This window comes from Chryseobacterium edaphi, from assembly GCF_025628985.1.
GTDB lineage: Bacteria > Bacteroidota > Bacteroidia > Flavobacteriales > Weeksellaceae > Chryseobacterium > Chryseobacterium edaphi.
In genome coordinates this window covers 202,512-219,932 of the sequence record NZ_JAOTEM010000001.1, presented here as the reverse complement: position 1 = coordinate 219,932, position 17,421 = coordinate 202,512, and the positions used below count along the sequence as shown (strand labels likewise).

Here is a 17,421-nt window from a genome sequence, read left to right as displayed (position 1 = left end):
CCTCCAGAAAATTCTGAAGGTTTTAATTTTATTTTTTCATGGATTCCTTTTTCCAGTTTCCTTTGAAGTTACAACTGTCATATCGACCGTCGATTGAGATAAAAGTTGTTGATATTTTTGAATTTACAAATTTCTCAACCATCTCGCCCTGTTTTTTTCTCAGCGCCATCTGCTTGATCCTGTCGTAATCTGTTTCTAGAGTAATTTGGTGAGAAGGAATGACATCTTCAATTTTAACGATTTTAATAACCTTTCTTTTTCTGTCATCTTCATCTTCAAATGCTGCAGTGATATCACCTTTATTCAAACCAGCCAATTCATAGCTGATTGTCCCCGGAATACTCTCTCTCTCAATTTTATTAGAACCATCCGCTCCGGGAATTACTCCGGCGTTAAATTTTGTTCTTTTATCGTCAGAAAATTTAAATGAAGCATCTTTAAAAGTGATTTTTTCAGCCAAAATTAAACCTCTGATACTGTCTAATTTCTTTTTAGCAGTCGTGATCTCTTCAGCAGTAGGTGTTGCCATCAAAAGAATATGTCTTGCGTCGTAAGCTTTCCCTGATTTTTTCACCAGCTGAATGATGTGATATCCAAATTCAGATTCAATAGGATCAGAAATTTCGCCTTCCTGTAAATTTAAAGCTGCAGCTTCAAATGGTTTTACCATCTGACCCTTGAAAACATTCTTCATCAAACCACCATTTGGCGCCGAACCCGGATCTTCAGAATAGATTCTTGCCTGGCTTTCAAAACTTTCTCCACCTGCAATATCCTGCTTGATTTTCTTTAATTTATTGATCAGTTCTTCTTTATGAGCTTCTGTCAATTTAGGATTCATCACAATTTGAGAAATTGAAACTTCATCCTTTATTTCAGGAAGCTGAGTTTTAAACATATTAAAGAAGTCTGTTACCTCATTTGGAGTGACATCTGCCTTTTCTGTAATTCTCTGATATTTTGCCTGACCGTAATAAGTATCTGTATCTATCTTTTCGATAGCATTTTTCATTTCGTAGCCGGTTCTGAATTTATAAGCCGTCAACATTGTTTTTTCGTCAGGAAACTGAGAAAGCAACTGGTTGTATTTAGCATTTGCCTGATCTTTGATTGCCGCAGAACGGTTTTCTATAAGTGTGTCTTTTTTAGCCTCATAAACAAGAAATTTGTTGTTGATAAGATTTTCTAAAAAGTCACATTTATCTGTGGTACCTGCACCTTGCTGTTTACCATAATTCATCTGCTCCTCAACATCAGATTCCAGCACAATTTCATTGCCTATCACAGCCGCAATACCGTCGATTAATTGACCCGGCTTTAGCTGAGCATTCACTTTTGTTGAAAACAACAAAGTAAAAATCCCAAAAAGAAAAGCAATTTTTAATTTATTTATCATTTTACTATTTTAAACGAGTTGCAAATTTATAATTCTTAACGAATTACACTCAATTTTTTATTATAAATATTTCTTAAAAAAGCCTGATTGATTACAACTCAACAGCAAAAGTCGTCAATTCTTTGAATTGATTGATTCTTTCCAACATATCAGCTTCATTTACTTCTTCAATTCTCTCTGTTCCGAATTTTTCTACAGTGAAAGATGCCATCGCAGAACCTACGATTAATGCAGACTTCATTGTTTCGAAATCGAACTTTCCTTTTTTAGCCAAATATGCCGCAAAACCACCTGCGAAAGTATCTCCAGCTCCTGTTGGATCAAAGACTTCTTCTAAAGGAAGTGCAGGAATCGCAAATATTTTTCCGTCGTGGAAAAGAATGGCTCCGTGCTCACCTTTTTTGATAATTACAAACTTAGGACCCATTGTATGAATCTTTTTTGCCGCTTTTACCAAAGAATACTCTCCTGAAAGCTGTCTTGCTTCTTCGTCGTTGATGCTTATCACGTCAGTTTTAGCAATCATATCTTTCAAAATATCCATTGCAGAATCCATCCAGAAATTCATGGTATCCAGAATAACCAATTTCGGACGCTGATTCATTTTTTCAAGAACTGAAAGCTGAACACCCGGATGAAGATTTCCTAGCAGTAAAATCTCAGCATCCTGCATAGATTCAGGAATTTTTGGATCAAAATCTGCAAGAACGTTCACTTCAGTTGCTAAAGTATCTCTAGAATTTAAATCGTTGTGATATTTCCCAGACCAGAAAAATGTTTTTCCGTCTTTTACAATTTCCAATCCTTCAATATTGATATCTCTTTTTGTGAACATATCTAAATGTTCCTGTGGAAAATCTCCTCCAACAACAGAAACAATTCCTGATTTTACTCCCATTACAGATGCTGTAATTCCGATATATGTGGCAGCTCCTCCTAAAATTTTATCTGTTTTACCAAATGGTGTTTCTATTGCATCAAATGCAACACTTCCTACAACTAAAAGTTTCATATGTATTTTTATATTTTTTTTTAAAGATCATATGTAATCTTGCGATGTCATATGTATTTATATTTTTTTTATTAAATCTTAGAGATTTATATAATTATCAATGTATTTTTTTAATTAGTTCTTCCATTCAAAAGTATCCAGCATGTGCTTAATATCTTTTTTGATATAATCAATTGCCGGAGCCAGAGAATCCGGCTTTGGTCTTGTGTCGAAATATAGATATGCCGTAACAAAATGTTTTGTACTGTCTGTAGCATAAAACTGAAGATTAGAAGCACTTTGTCCTTTCAGTTCATAAAAATTTCCGTAAACTTTCTTTTCAGGATATTGAAAAGATTTAGCGTCAATAGAACTTGCTTTAATCGTATGTTCGTAAACCATTTTTTCAGATTCTCTCACATGATCTGCAAAATCACCTTTCACAGGAAAATAAGTAATGAAAACTTTCGCTTTCATTTTTGGATAATTCATGTAGTACCAACAAGGTTTTTTGGCGTCAACAATCTTAGCAAAATCTGAATATTCAAAAGTGTATGCACAATTTTTGTCAAATTTCTGATATTTCGGCGTGGGATATTCTAATCTCAATTCACCATAAGGTTTTGGCTGAGTCTCTTTCTCACAAGAAATAAGGAGCAGTGAAGCGAAAATAAAAATGACTTTTCTAATCATTTTGCAAAAATACAAATTACATTTCAGATTTTAAGACACAAATTTCAGCATTTCAAGGAGTTTATATTTCAATTTGACAAATTAAGCTTTACATTGAAACATCATATTTGTCATTCTGTAGAAATCTCGACTCCTTTATTCAAATTATTATTTTAATATTATTGCTTAGATTCCTGCGGAATGACAAACTATATATTATTTTTAATTAAAAAAACCTATAAGCCGTTTGATAATTCTGAATATAGTTTTCCAAAGGTTTCGGAAATGATTTTTCCTGAGAATTTTTAACGTCTGTGATCATGTAATCATTTGTAGCAGTAAAATTTTTCCAAATCTCTTCTGAATCAACCTCAACATTAAAAATTTCTATGCTCAAATTCTTGTGAGTCAATTTATGATTGATTGTTTTTACACTTTTAATAAAAGGCATTAATTCTTCTGATATTTGAAGCGGAAATTCAAACAGTTTTTTCCAGATGAAGTCATCTTTTCGCTGCTGAATCAAAAATTCTCCGTTTCTGTGAACGAAATAATATTGTAATCCTAAATCTGTCGCTTTTACTTTTTTGGTTTTAACTGGAAATTCCGAGGTTTTATTTAATGAAAAAGCAAGACAATCTCGATTTAAAGGACATTCTCCACATAAAGGATTTCGTGGTTTACAGATTTCTGAGCCTAAATCCATCATTGCCTGATTGAAATCTCCTACATTTTCGGGCATAATTAGATGCGCCAATTCTGAGAAATAATTAAAAGCTCTGGAATTTGAAACATCGAAATCATCGGCAAAAATTCTGCTTAAAACTCTGTAGAAATTCCCATCTACGGCAGGCATTTTTCCATTAAAACAAATACTTGAAACTGCTGCTGCTGTATATTTTCCGACTCCTTTTAATTTTAAAATTTCTTCGTATTCAGGAGGGAAAACTCCATCGTAGTCATTTATGATTTGCTGTGCCGCTTTGTGAATGTTAATTGCCCTTGAATAATAGCCTAGACCTTTCCAATATAATAAAACCTCATCTTCCGGAGATTCTGCCAAAGTTTTCACATCCGAAAATCTTTTTATAAAATTATTGTAATGATTTAAGCCCTGTGCAATTCTGGTTTGTTGAAAAACAATTTCGCAAATCCAGATTTTGTAAGGATCTTTTGTATTTCTGAAGGGTAAATCTCTTGCATTTTTATCATACCACATCAAAAGTTTGTTTCCGATATGAAGAAAGTCTGATGTTTTTTTGTTGTTTTCCAAAAAGCCGTCTCATTTATATTTTGCAAAGATAATTTATTATTCTTCGTTTTTTTATGATTTTAAAATATGGAATTTGAAAAATCAACACAGAGTTTTGCAGCAAATTCAAAGAGATAGCGCTCCTACGGAGCGCAGGATTTTTCTAACTTCTTTTTCTACAAAAATATTGCTCCTACGGAACATATTTTTGTTGCTGTAATTGTGTGAACAAACATTTCGCTCATACGGAGCTGAAACGTTTTGAACGTTTATCTGTAATTTATCCAATAAAAAAACCGATGCTTTTTGAACATCGGTTTTTTTATATTAAAATGGTTAATCCTGAATATATTCAGCATCCCACTCATTACCGTCATCTCCTTTATGACCATCAAGCTTGATCACAAAACTTTTAGTTGGGAAATATGGTGTCAAGCGAATGTCTAACCAAACTCTGTCTTTATTTACTTTATCCTGCTCAAAACGAACAATTTTGAATTTCTCAATCAATTTATCCGCACCTTTAATTCCGTCTAAGAATGTTACAATCTGCTTTCTCAGATCATCTTCGTTTCTGGCATTCCAGTTTTCGAAGGCTCTCCTGTTTAAGAAATCCAGTAAAACTTTAGTTACATAATCGAATACACGAACTACAGAATACGTTTGAAGACCAATATTATCACCTGTAAATAATGTTTTTGCGGAGAACGCCATGATTTTACCATATTCGTTTACCATTGGAACCAGTCCCATTTTTTCCAACTGAGAAATTTCACTTTTCTTCAATTCGAATTTTACGGCGTCAACTTCATTAATGTTACCATGTTTTTTACCTGCAGCAACCTGTGACATTAAAGTTTTGTGGATTTTCCCAGCTAATGAAGTTGAAGGCGGAAGTTCTACGTTTTCTTCTTCACCAACTTCTTCTGCTCTTCCACGACCGACAAGCCAGTTACAAGTCATGATCACATTACTTCTGTGCAATTCTCCACCTGTAAGATTTGCAGAATGGAATAAATCTACTACGTCGTCCGGTTTATCCAAATTCGCAAAATCGGTAACCATCATTACTTTATTCTCGTTACAGATTTTCGCCCACTTTTCAATTACTTTATTCGATCCCAAATATCCCGGAATTGCTAAAATTGAATAGTTATCACGTAGATCTAATCGATCATAGTATTGCTTAAATTCTTCAGCAACAGCATCAATAAACAAAGGATTGTCAAGATCAGAAACCTGCTCCAAACTTGCATTGACAATACTAACATTATCAACTTTATCTAATTCTGTATTTTTATAAAACTGTGCTACTGTTCTGTAAGAAGTTTCTAGCTGACGAACCGCATCCAACGAATTTTTTAAATTTGTCTTTAAATTCTGCTCGGCTGCCTGTGCTTTTGTTTTGCAGGTATCTGCCATTTTTTCTGCAGATTCGTTACTTCCTAAAAGCTCTACCCAAAGATTAATTTTCTGAAGTAGTTCTTTCCTTTCATCTGTTTTATTGGCATCATTTAAAAAGATTTCCTTTCTAGCCTTTCTGGTGGGATTCATGTTGGCAATTCCGTCTACGACAGATTCTATAAAGCCAAAACCACCTATCTTATTAAGTTCTTCAACAGGACTTACTTTCGGTTTCCCGGTTTGTTGCTGCTGATTATGTTGTTGGCTTTCCGCAGCCTGTAACTTACTATCCATAATATTTGTGTGTGGTGTTTAATTATTTTTCAAGTTCTTGAGCAACTTCTTTCAATGCTTCAATAAATGCAGCTCTTGACTGCTCATTCTCGAGCATATTGCGTAGAATTTTATTGGTTTTCAGCTGGCGTACAATTTTATTGTACTGTTCCTGCTCCATACTGAGCTGCTGAAGATAGTCTGATTTCTGAACAAGATTTTTGGGAGTAAAGTCTGCAAGATTCTGAAAACGAAATTCTTCTTCCACTACATTTCCGTCTTCAGTTTCGTGCTGTACGGATACTGCGGGTTGAAAATGTCTGAAAACGTCGTCAACAGTTTTTAGACCTGTTACAATTTCGGGAACATACGTTTCATCTGTTGTAAGCTGACTTACGATGAGGGATTTGTTTTCCTGGATTTCCTGAATAGCTTCATTAGCGTCGACCTTGACTTCGTTTCCGCCAACACCGTAATTAAACATTGCCATATTATTATTGTTTTGTGATTGTTGATTTTGGTTTGAATTAGCAAATTTTTGACCAATCCATTGTTTAAATTTATAAAAAAACTGTAACATACAAAATTTTGTGATGGTTTTTCTTTAAATAAATGAAAATCAATGCAGATAATCTAATGATTATTAATACTTTTTGGTATCACTAAGCTATGAAAAATAAACAAAAAAACGCACCTTTCGATGCGTTTTCTGTATTAATATTTGTTTAAAAACCTACCAGATTTTAATTCTTTCTGAAGGAGCTTTATATAACTTATCACCCGGTTTTATATCAAATGCTTTCATAAAGCCATCCTGATTCACCAAAGGCCCAAATGCTCTGAAATAACCCGGCGAATGCGGATCTGTTTTCACCTGATTGATCATATACTGATCTGTTGATTTGGTTCTCCAAACTGTTGCCCAGCTCATAAAAAATCTCTGATCCTGGTTGAATCCGCTGATCAATCCCGGATTTCCTTTATCTTTCAAATACATTTGAAGCGCATCGTAAGCTACGGCTACTCCACCAAGATCTCCAATATTCTCTCCACTTGTGAATTTACCGTTTACAAAACTTCCTTTTACCGGCTCGTAAGCATTGTATTGAGCTGCTAACTGTCCGACTTTTGCATCGAAGTTCTTACGATCCTGCTCCGTCCACCAATTATTAAGATTTCCGTCACCATCAAATCTTGATCCGCTGTCGTCAAATCCGTGAGAAATTTCGTGACCGATAACGGCTCCGATTCCACCAAAATTAACGGCTGCATCAGCTTTCGGGTTGTAGAAAGGCGGCTGAAGAATTGCTGCGGGGAAAACAATCTCGTTATTCGAACCGCTGTAATATGCATTGACCGTTTGTGGAGACATTCCCCATTCTGTTTTATCAACAGGTTTTCCTACTTTTTCAAGACTCTTTTCATATTGCCAAGCCGAAACATTCTGCAGGTTTGAATATAAAGTTGCACCTTGAGCCGGAGCTTCCACTTTTAATTTGGAATAGTCCTTCCACTGATCCGGATAAGCGATTTTAACTGTGAATTTAGAAAGTTTTTCCTGAGCTTTTACTTTGGTTTCAGGAGACATCCAGTCCATTTCACTGATATGATTTTTGAATGATTTTAAAATGTAATCAATGTAGATTTCCATTTGCTGCTTGGATTCTGCTGTAAAATATTCATCCACATACAATTTTCCGAAAGCTTCACCCAAAACTCCATTGACAAGGGCCAAACCTCTTTTATCCATCGCACGTTGTTCTTTTTGACCCTGAAGATATTTAGAATAAAAATCAAAACGGATCGTGTCTAAACTTTCACCCAAATTGCTTGCATTTCCATTTACAACATGATATTTCAAATAATCTTTCAGCAACGGAAGATTTCTCTGAGTGATAAACTGATCCATATTCTGGTAATATTTCATTTCACCAACGATCACTTTATCAGTGTTTACTCCTGCATCTTTGAGGTATTTTGCAAGATTTACATTTTTCACCAACCCGGATAATTCAGAAACTTTTTTAGGATTGTATCTTAAATTCGCATCTCTGTTCTGCTCTAAAGTCAATAAATAATTGGCCAATTGCTTTTCGAAATCAACCACATTTTTTGCTGCAGCATCAGAATTTTTGTAGCCTAAAACTCCAAACAATTGTGCAACGTACTTTTGATATTCTGCCAAAGTTTTTGTATTGGCCTCGTTCACTTTCTGGTAATAATCTCTTCCCAAACCAAGATCCGGACCACCAAGATAAACCGCATTCATTTTAGAATCTTTCATATCGGCACTCACTCTCCATCCATAGAAAGAATTGTCGCCCAATTTTGTAGCTTCCAAAAGATATTTCTGCAGATCATTTACATTTTTAATAGCATCAATTTTTGCCAGATCAGATTTTATAGGAGATATTCCTGCTGCATTTCTTTTTTCAACATCCATAAATGACGCGTACAGATTCTGTATTTTCTGACCTTCAGAACCTTCTGCATATTTTTCAGTTAAAATTTTATTTAAAATACTTAAAGAAGCATCATCCACATTCTCTCTCAAAGCATTAAAAGATCCCCAACTCGCTTTATCAGACGGAATCTGCGTAGTTTTTACCCAGTTTCCATTCACATAACTGAAAAAGTCATCCTGTGGACGAACCGTAGTATCCATATAAGATAAATTCAGTCCTTCTTCTTTAGTTTCCTCTTTCACAGGTTCTGGAGTTGCTGTTACGGTTGTTTCTTCTTTTGGTGTTTCGACTGTTTTTCTCGTTCCGCACGAGTTTAGAAATACAATACCCGAGAATGCAAGTACTGCAATATTTAGTTTTTTCATTAAATTAATTTAGATTGTAATCAGTTTGATCAAATATAAGAAATTATGTTAAATGATAATTTATCATAATCAGGATTTTAAAGAAAATGATGACTCTGAGAACCTGAGTCATCACTAATAAGAAATAATATAAATAAAAAAACCGCTCATTTCTGAACGGTTTTGATATTGATTACCAGATTTTAATTCTTTCTTCCGGTTTTTTGTATAATTTGTCACCAGGTTTCACATCAAACGCTTTGTAGAAAGCATCAACGTTGGTCAACGGACCGAAACTTCTGAAATACCCAGGAGAGTGCGGATCTGTTTTTACTTGGTTCACCATATATTTTTCGCTTGATAAAGTTCTCCAAACCGTTGCCCAGCTTAAGAAAAATCTCTGATCCTGAGTATAACCACTGATTACGCCCGGATTTCCTTTATCTTTTAAATACATCTGCAATGCATCGTAAGCAATGTTTACACCACCAAGATCGGCAATGTTTTCACCGTTTGTGAAAGTTCCGTTCACGAAAGTTCCTTTTACCGGCTCATATTTGTCATATTGACCAGCCAAAGCTTTTGTCGCTTTTTCGAAGTTCGCTTTATCTTCCGGAGTCCACCAGTCAACCAAGTTACCGTCTGCATCGAACTGCGCTCCGGAATCATCAAATCCGTGGCTCATTTCGTGACCGATTACAGCACCAATTCCACCGAAATTAACAGCTGCATCAGCTTTAGGATTAAAGAAAGGCGGCTGAAGAATCGCAGCAGGGAAAACGATCTCGTTGTTTACCGGATTGTAATATGCGTTGACAGTCTGTGGAGTCATTCCCCATTCTGTTTTATCAACAGCTTTTCCGATTTTTGCTAAATCTTTATTGTATTGCCATTCTGAAAGGTTCTGAAGGTTTGCATATAAATTTCCTCCTTTTGCTTCAGAAACCACATTTAATTTTGAATAATCTTTCCACTTATCAGGATAAGCAACTTTCACAGTAAATTTATTCAGCTTTTCTGTTGCCTTCACTTTAGTTGTAGAAGACATCCAAGCTAAATTATTGATATGAACTGCGAAACTTTTCTTTAAATAATCGATCAATTCAACCATCTGAGCTTTTGCTTCAGCCGGGAAATATTTTTCAACATATAATTTTCCGAAAGCTTCACCTAAAGAACCATTGATCAACTCATATCCTCTTTTGTTAAGTGCTCTCTGTTCTTGCTGACCTCTTAAATATTTGCCATAGAAAGCAAACTTCATATCACCTAATTTTTCGCTCAGGTAAGATGCACTTCCGTGGATCATGTGGAATTTCAAGTAATCCTTGATTACAGGAAGATTCTGAGTGCTCACCAATTTGTCGAAATCTTTATAGTAACCAATTTCTCCGATGATTACTTTATCAGTGTTTACTCCAACTTTTTTAAGATAAGCAGGAATATCAACACCTTTCACCAAAGTTTTAAGTTCAGCCATTGTTCGTGGGTTGTACTGAAGCGTATTATCACGGCTTTGCTCGTTGGTAAGGTAAGTTTTTGCTATACTTTTTTCATATTCTACGATACCTTTTGCTGCTGCATCAGCATTTTTGTAGCCTAATTCTGTAAGCATTGAAGCTACATATTTCTGATATTCAGCAAGAGCTTCTGTATTTTTTTCGTTTACTTTCTGGTAATAATCTCTTCCTAAACCTAAAGATGCATTACCTAAGTAAACAGCATTCATTTTAGAATCTTTAAGGTCCGCATCAATTCCCCAACCGTACAATGTATTATCGCCGTCTTTCGTTACAGAAATTAAATAATTTTGAAGATCAGAAACGTTTTTTATCGCATCAATTTTGTTGATATTTGCCTGAATAGGCTTGATTCCGTCTGCATTTCTCTTATCCATATTCATGTACGTTGCGTACAGATCCTGAATTTTTTTACCTTCGCTTCCGTCTGCAAATTTATCTTTCAGAAGAGAATTTAAAATCGTCATCGAACTGTTGTCTGTATCATCAGCCAATTTGTTGAAACTTCCCCAAGTCGGTTTATCAGAAGGAATTTTAGCAGTTTTCATCCACGTTCCACTTACGTAATTGTAGAAATCATCTTGCGGACGAACAGATTTATCCATCAAACTAAGGTCTAAACCTTTATCCGTTGAAGTTGCTGTTTGAGTTGATTTAGCCTGCGCGTTCAGCGTATTTTGCGAACAAATTCCAGCTAATAAAAACAAAGAAAGCGTTAATTTTTTCATTATAGAAACTTTTTATTTTTTTTAAATGTCATATATAATCGCCAATAATTCCGTGATCTTATTCACTGAAAAACATAGTGATTTCATTATGATAATAATTTATACAATAAGTATATTTAATTTAAATTTTGTTACGGTAAAGTTAATTTATTTTTCGAATTAGATTTTTCGAAAATAACATCTGCACTGTCTTGTTTTTTTAACGAAAGTCCACAAAGTTTTTTTACCATTAATCGTTTTAAAGTTCGCAAAGGCGTTTCACTTAACGAAGATCTTTTATGTATAGATTGGCTTATTTCCCAATTAATATTCCAATCAAATCCTGAATGATTTTCTGAGAAACAAAATAAATAAAATCCTGCCTTTCCAAATGTGGAAGATGAAGTTTAAAAGTTTCGGACTCATTATTTACTCTAATTGTATAATAAACCAATCCCACGTCTTTACCATCCTCACCTTTTCCGGGACCGGCAACTCCCGTTGTAGAAAGAGAAATATCTGTTTTAAATAAATTCTGACAACCTTCTGCCATCTCACGCGAAACTTCTTCACTTACCACTGTAAAACGTTCAATTGTACCTTCAGAAACATGAAGAAGATCGATTTTCTTTTGTGTTGCGTAAGTCACAATTCCACCGATGAAATATTTTGAACTTCCGGGAACAGAAGTTAACAAAAGAGACAATTCTCCGCCGGTACAACTTTCAGCTGTAGAAATTGTCAGTCCTTTTTGGTTTAAAATTTCACCTAAAATCTTCTCGATTTTATCTTCTGAAGTCGCAATAATATTTTCACCAATAATTGGAAATAATTTCTGGATTTCATTTTCAAGCTGAACCTGTAATGAATTTTCATCAGTTCCGGTTGCGGTCAATCTCAATTTCACTCTAGTTCCTACTGGAAGATACGATAAAGCAAGATTCTCGGGTAAAGCGAGTTCCCAATTTTCAATCTGATCAGCCAAAATACTTTCCGGAATACCGACTACAGAGACAATTCGGGTAGAAATATAATTCAGATTAAATTTATCTTTTAAATAAGGAACAATTTGATCTTTAATCAGAGGTTTTACCTCGTAAGGAACGCCGGGTAAACTGAAAGACAATTTCCCATCTTGTTCCATCATCATACAAGGTGCAGTTCCGTAATGATTTTGAAAAACGGTAGATTTTGTCGGTACAAAAGCCTGTTCGCGGTTTCTTTCTAAAATTTCGATGCGTCCACGTCGTTCCATGTATCCTCTAAGATGTTCAAAAGTCACCTCATCCAAAGCAATTTCATCATCAAAAAATTCAGCTAAAGCTTTTTTGGTTTTATCATCTCTGGTCGGTCCCAAACCTCCGGTCGTAATGACTAAATCTCCGATTTCAAAAGCTGATTTCAAAGTATTTTTAATGATTTCAATTTCGTCTGAAATGGTGAAAATCTGTACCACTTTGACTCCGATATTTTTGAGTTCGGTTGCGATAAAATTGGAATTGGTGTCAACTGTATTTCCTGAAAGAATTTCGTCACCAATAGTGATAAGAACTGCGTTTTGCATAATTTAAATTTGAATAAATTCATTACAAATGACGTGAAAATCTCTGTAGCGAACAAAAGAAAATGATTTTTTATATCTTTGGTTTGAACTGTCTACAACTATAAGTAAGATTATGACCAAATATGATGATGCATCGTGGCATTATGGCGGAGATTTCCCTCAAGAGTTACCTCAAAAAAACAGCGCAACCCACACCGGAATGTTCCTTAATTGGTGCATTAATAATAATTTACATTCTGATGAACTCAGCGAAGACCACGAAAATGAAATTGAAAGTCTGAAAAAACGTGAAATCACGGGAGCAGACTTTGTAATCGATGCCCTAGATGGAAAATTTTCTGAATATGATCTGAACGATTTGGGAAATGCTTTCGCCAAAGATTATTATGTTGATGAGACAGATTTCGGAGATAAATTCAGTTCATTTGCTACTGATTACATTAATATTTTTGATTCTTTAGCGGAAGAAAATGATTTTGAATACGAAACATTTTATCATATTGAAGACACTTATGAAAATTATGATCTGATGAAACAGATTATTGATCACCGTTTTTTGGAGTGGAAAGAATATAAGAATTTGAATTAATCTTCTAGTTGTCATTCCAGAGGAATCTAAGCTATTATTAAATTCTTTGTTGAGATTCCTCCGAAATGACAAATTGTATGTGTATTTTTTGAAATTGCTTTTTCAATTTGTTTCTCACAACAATTATTAATTATGCTTTACCCAAATCAAATCATCTGTATTATATCCCAATTTCTGAGCTTTTGCTAAAAATCTTTCTCTGATGCTGTTTGGAATCTCTTTATTTCTTGATAAAATCCAAATGTATTTTGTGCTGTTCCCAACGACTAAAGCATTTTGATAATCGTCATCAATATCAATCACATTATAACCAGCCCAAATCGGTTTAAAAAAAGAAACCTTCAATCTCGCCTCAGATTTATCATTGAAAAATCTTGCTTCCCCAATTGATTCTTTCCATTCTTTTTTGACGTAATCGTAACCTCTGTTCTGAACTTTAATTGTTCCATCAGGATTTAGTGAATAATTAGCAGTCACATTATCCATATTTTTCTCGAATCTATAATCAAAACGGGCAATTTCGTACCATTGTCCGAGATATTTTTCTGAGTTGAAATTTTTGATTGCTGTTGCACCTTTCGGAATTCCTACTGAACAGGAATTGAAAATCAAAAATCCGATAATTCCTAAAGAAACGGGAATGGCTATTTTTTGAAAAGTTTTCATATTGAATATTTTAGACTGTTAAAAATTCAAAAATGATGCCTTTTAAATTAAACCATTAAGATTTATTTAGAAGTTGAAAATAGTTAAGTTGAGCTTCGCTTTAATTCAAACTTAATAAAAATTTATTTGATTTACTTAAAAAAACTTAACTCCTAAAATGATCTTAATGGTTAAAATAAATTTTTTGATTTGAAAATTTTCAAGAAAAAACTTTCAAAAACTGATCTTTAAAGCTTGAGGAAACTTCAATTTCTGTGTCATCAGATAATGTTGCAGTACCGCTTTTGTGATAAGATTTCACAAAGTTGGTGTTGATAATATGGGAACGATGAACGCGTACAAAAGGACTTTCGAGCAGATCATCAAAATGTTTCAAAAATCTGCAAACCATCTTTTTAGAATGATCAGTAAGATACACCTGTGTGAAATTTCCATCCGCCTGAAGTCTTACAATATCTTCTGTTTTTACCACGTCGAAACCTTGCAATGTCGGAAGGATTAATTGCTGTTTTTCAGGTTTTAATTTTAAATTTTCGAGGAGAATTTTATTTCGGTTAAGTTCTTCGTTCTTTTCAATACTTTCAGAGACTTTATTGACCGCCAAAATAAGTTCCTGAATATCAATTGGTTTTAAAATATAATAACTTGCAGATTTGTTTAAAGCCTGTAAAGAATATTGTGGAAATGCGGTGATAAAAATCGTTTCATAGGAAAAGTCTTTGGTCGCTTCCAACACATCAAAAGCATTTCCGAAAGGCATTTCAACATCCAAAAAAACCAATTGTGGCTGCTTTTCAGCAATCAACGGAACGGCATCTTTGATATTTTCGGCTTCACCCAAAATCTCTATTTGCGGACAGTATTTTGTGAGATAATTTCTGAGAACATCTCTCGCAATTTTTTCGTCGTCTACGATTACGGATTTTATTTTCATTGTTGAGGTTGTAGATTGTAGGTTGCAGGAACTAGAAAATTATTTGTAAGTAGATTTATTGAATTTCAATGTTTTATAAGAAATTTTCGACTTTATATCTTCACTGCATTCTCCATTAAGCTCTTTGCTGATCGTCTTTGTACTTTCTGTTTTGATTTTAAGGTTGGCAAAACCATTAGTTTTCGCCTGATCTACAATGATCACAGATGTATCACCTTCAAATTCTCCGGAGCAATTCGTATCCCATTCGCCGCTAAATGTTTTCAAATTATATCCATCAAGAACTTTTTTTAAAGTTTTTCCGTCAGGATAAAATAATGAAAGATTAGAAGAAGAATACGGATTGGGTCTGCTGCTTCCGTAGTATTCAGCTATAATCCCAAAAGCACGAACATTGGAATTTAAATTATAAAGTCCGGTATCTATCGTAAAACTTTGCAACATGATAGCATCCGAACCAAATTCTGTCGGATCTATATATTTGTTTTTAATAATTCCTTCATTGTCCGTAATCAAAATAGTATTTTTCACCGAAAAACCGTCAACTTCAAGCTTGCCCTGCAAAACAGGCACAACAATGATGAACGAGTTTTCAGCATTTGGCATTTTCTTTTCCGTATACAATTCGTTGTGAATTTGGGTCGAACTGAGCTTTAATTGATTTAAAACTTTCGTATATCTTCCCTTATCATATTCTTGTGCAGAAAGCATTAAAGTAATGATAGTCAGTAATAAAGTTGTCAGTTTTCTATGTAATTTCATTTGCAATTCGATTTAAATAATCATTATAATCTCAACTAAAACTCCGTTTTCAGAATCTTTTATCGCACAAAAAATATTTTTTTTATATAAATCATTGAGCAGTCTGATTCTTTCCAACGTATTTTTCATTCCGCGACCTTCTCTGTTTTTCTGGTGAATGGTTTTCTGTTTTTTGCTTTCTTCGATTCCGATTCCGTTATCCTCGATGGTGATTTTTAAATACTGATTTTCTTTTTTAAAACTAAGTTTCAAAAATCCTTTTTCAGTTCTGTAACGCAATCCGTGCCAGATTGCATTTTCCAAAAACGGCTGCACCAACATTCCGGGAATCAGTAGATTTTGTTGGTTTAAATTTTCATCAACAAAAATTTCGTAATCAAATTTATCTGCAAAACGTGTTTTTTCTAAAGCTAAATAGTTCTGCAACAAATCTAATTCCTGCTGAAATGGAATAAAATCTTCGGCAGAATTTTCCATTACGCCTCGCATCAGTTTTGAGAATTTAGTTAAATATTGATTGGCCTCCAGTTCATTATTGGTTGAAATAAATTGGTTCACAGAATTTAAACTGTTAAAAATAAAATGCGGATTCATTTCACGTCTCAATGATTGCAACGCAATTTTTTTATTTTTAATCTGAACTTTATTAAGTGTTCTGAATATAAAAAATATTAAAACTGATAATATCAACAGAGCTCCAATTAAACTGTAATTAAAAATATTTTTCTTGCGAATCAATTCATCTTTAAGCTTTTTTTCCTTTTCGAGCTGTGAAATTCTTTGTTCGGTATCTTCAAGGATTTTATTATCAACCAAACTTCGGTCTTTCGAAACCAAATCGGGAAGTTTCCCTAAAAAATCACGGTAAAGATTCACAGAAGCAGCCGTATTTTCAGAAATTGAATATAAGCTGTCGAGTTTTTTTACACTTTTCTGAGCTTCCAAAGTATGACCTTTATTTAACGCAATATCATAGGCTTTTTTTAATAAAATAATCGCTTCTTTCGGATCATTTTTCTTGATGTAAATTTCTGCCAATTCCTGAATCTGCTCGACTTTTTTCTGAGAATTATCTTTGACGAAATCTTCTTTTAAGACTAATTTTTTAGCTTCGATTGCCTTATCAAAATTCTTATTTTCAACATAAAAATCAGTTAATTTCTGGTTGATTGCCAAAGCTTGTTGCGGAGCCTGATCTTTTGAAATTCTATAGGCATTATTAAGATTTTCCTCGGCTTTCGGAATATTTTTATTTTCAATGTTTACATCCGCCATTTGGCTGTAACTGGCAGCGAGATCTTCTTTGTTATTTTCTTTTTCGCTGATATTGATATTATTCTGAATTGCTTCTGCTTTTTGAGAAACTGATGGTGATGAAAGTCTGGAAGCATCATTAGAATTCAGCGCTTTGCTTTTCTTAGAATAATTGACATTCGATGCAGTCTCATAATTACTGACTGCTTCTTTCAGCTTATTTTGATTTTCCTGAGACTGAGCAAGTTTTCGGGTTACTTTTTCAAGATTCTGCTTATCATTCAGTTTTTCGTAGATATTTTTTGATTTGATAAAATATTCTTCGCTTTTCGGGAAGTTTCCATTGTTATAAAATGTTTCTCCGATGTTGTAATAAGAATCTGCTTCAGCGGATTCGTTTTTTGTGTCGACAGCCTTTTTGAGTTTTGAGGTTTCAGCGATAACTTCCTGCGTGGCTTTATTTTGCGAATAAAAACTATTTGCAGAAATCATCATCAAAATAAACGTAAAAAACCGAATCAAATTCATAAAACAAAGATATACATATCTATACATCTTTCAAAAATTACTCACCAAGTGGAAAGTGGTGTTCGCCAAGTCTTCTGTCTTAAAAATATTTCTGACCAGT

The 17,421-nt window shown here is 34.0% G+C and carries 14 protein-coding genes; 1 reads left to right on the top strand and 13 read right to left on the bottom strand.

The window, feature by feature from the left end; all coding sequences use genetic code 11:
• Nucleotides 1-28: 28 nt before the first annotated feature.
• The 9 genes from NZ698_RS01165 to NZ698_RS01125 form a co-directional block, all read right to left on the bottom strand.
• Nucleotides 29-1,396, bottom strand: coding sequence for a peptidylprolyl isomerase (locus NZ698_RS01165; RefSeq protein WP_263001055.1), 1,368 nt, complete (start codon nt 1,394-1,396; stop codon nt 29-31).
• A gap of 91 nt (nt 1,397-1,487) precedes the next feature.
• On the bottom strand, nt 1,488-2,408 hold the full coding sequence (locus NZ698_RS01160) for a PfkB family carbohydrate kinase (RefSeq protein WP_263001053.1): 921 nt from the start codon (nt 2,406-2,408) through the stop codon (nt 1,488-1,490).
• 114 nt (nt 2,409-2,522) lie between these two features.
• Nucleotides 2,523-3,080, bottom strand: a complete 558-nt coding sequence (gene gldD, locus NZ698_RS01155; protein ID WP_263001051.1) for a gliding motility lipoprotein GldD — start codon at nt 3,078-3,080, stop codon at nt 2,523-2,525.
• Nucleotides 3,081-3,285: 205 nt separating this feature from the next.
• Entirely contained in the window at nt 3,286-4,332 is a 1,047-nt protein-coding gene (gene mutY, locus NZ698_RS01150; RefSeq protein ID WP_263001049.1) for an A/G-specific adenine glycosylase, read from the bottom strand.
• A gap of 315 nt (nt 4,333-4,647) precedes the next feature.
• The gene (locus tag NZ698_RS01145) at nt 4,648-6,009 is read right to left on the bottom strand and encodes a DUF5458 family protein (RefSeq protein WP_263001047.1); all 1,362 of its coding nucleotides are present in this window, start codon (nt 6,007-6,009) and stop codon (nt 4,648-4,650) included.
• A gap of 22 nt (nt 6,010-6,031) precedes the next feature.
• Entirely contained in the window at nt 6,032-6,568 is a 537-nt protein-coding gene (locus tag NZ698_RS01140; RefSeq protein ID WP_263001045.1) for a type VI secretion system contractile sheath small subunit, read from the bottom strand.
• Nucleotides 6,569-6,721: 153 nt separating this feature from the next.
• On the bottom strand, nt 6,722-8,818 hold the full coding sequence (locus NZ698_RS01135) for a M13 family metallopeptidase (RefSeq protein WP_263001043.1): 2,097 nt from the start codon (nt 8,816-8,818) through the stop codon (nt 6,722-6,724).
• Between the two features lie 172 nt (nt 8,819-8,990).
• A complete protein-coding gene (locus tag NZ698_RS01130) occupies nt 8,991-11,045 on the bottom strand; it encodes a M13 family metallopeptidase (RefSeq protein ID WP_263001041.1) in 2,055 nt (684 codons plus the stop codon).
• A 292-nt stretch (nt 11,046-11,337) separates the two neighbouring features.
• Nucleotides 11,338-12,588 (bottom strand): CinA family nicotinamide mononucleotide deamidase-related protein, encoded by a 1,251-nt coding sequence (locus tag NZ698_RS01125; RefSeq protein WP_263001040.1) that lies wholly within the window; start codon nt 12,586-12,588, stop codon nt 11,338-11,340.
• A 112-nt stretch (nt 12,589-12,700) separates the two neighbouring features.
• On the opposite strand from NZ698_RS01125, the gene NZ698_RS01120 reads away from it, so the two are divergent.
• Nucleotides 12,701-13,177 carry a DUF7832 domain-containing protein gene (locus NZ698_RS01120; RefSeq protein WP_263001038.1) on the top strand — a complete coding sequence of 159 codons (477 nt, stop codon included), beginning with the start codon at nt 12,701-12,703 and terminating at the stop codon, nt 13,175-13,177.
• 126 nt (nt 13,178-13,303) lie between these two features.
• Here the strand turns inward: NZ698_RS01120 and NZ698_RS01115 are convergent, their stop codons facing one another.
• The 4 genes from NZ698_RS01115 to NZ698_RS01100 all read right to left on the bottom strand — a co-directional run bounded on the left by NZ698_RS01115 (nt 13,304) and on the right by NZ698_RS01100 (nt 17,348).
• On the bottom strand, nt 13,304-13,843 hold the full coding sequence (locus tag NZ698_RS01115; RefSeq protein ID WP_263001036.1) for a lipocalin family protein: 540 nt from the start codon (nt 13,841-13,843) through the stop codon (nt 13,304-13,306).
• Between the two features lie 199 nt (nt 13,844-14,042).
• Nucleotides 14,043-14,777, bottom strand: a complete 735-nt coding sequence (locus NZ698_RS01110; RefSeq protein WP_263001034.1) for a LytR/AlgR family response regulator transcription factor — start codon at nt 14,775-14,777, stop codon at nt 14,043-14,045.
• 39 nt (nt 14,778-14,816) lie between these two features.
• Nucleotides 14,817-15,539, bottom strand: coding sequence for a PA3715 family protein (locus NZ698_RS01105; RefSeq protein WP_263001032.1), 723 nt, complete (start codon nt 15,537-15,539; stop codon nt 14,817-14,819).
• Nucleotides 15,540-15,551: 12 nt separating this feature from the next.
• Complete coding sequence (locus NZ698_RS01100) at nt 15,552-17,348, bottom strand: histidine kinase (RefSeq protein WP_263001030.1); 1,797 nt, start codon at nt 17,346-17,348, stop codon at nt 15,552-15,554.
• Between the last annotated feature and the right edge of the window lie 73 nt (nt 17,349-17,421).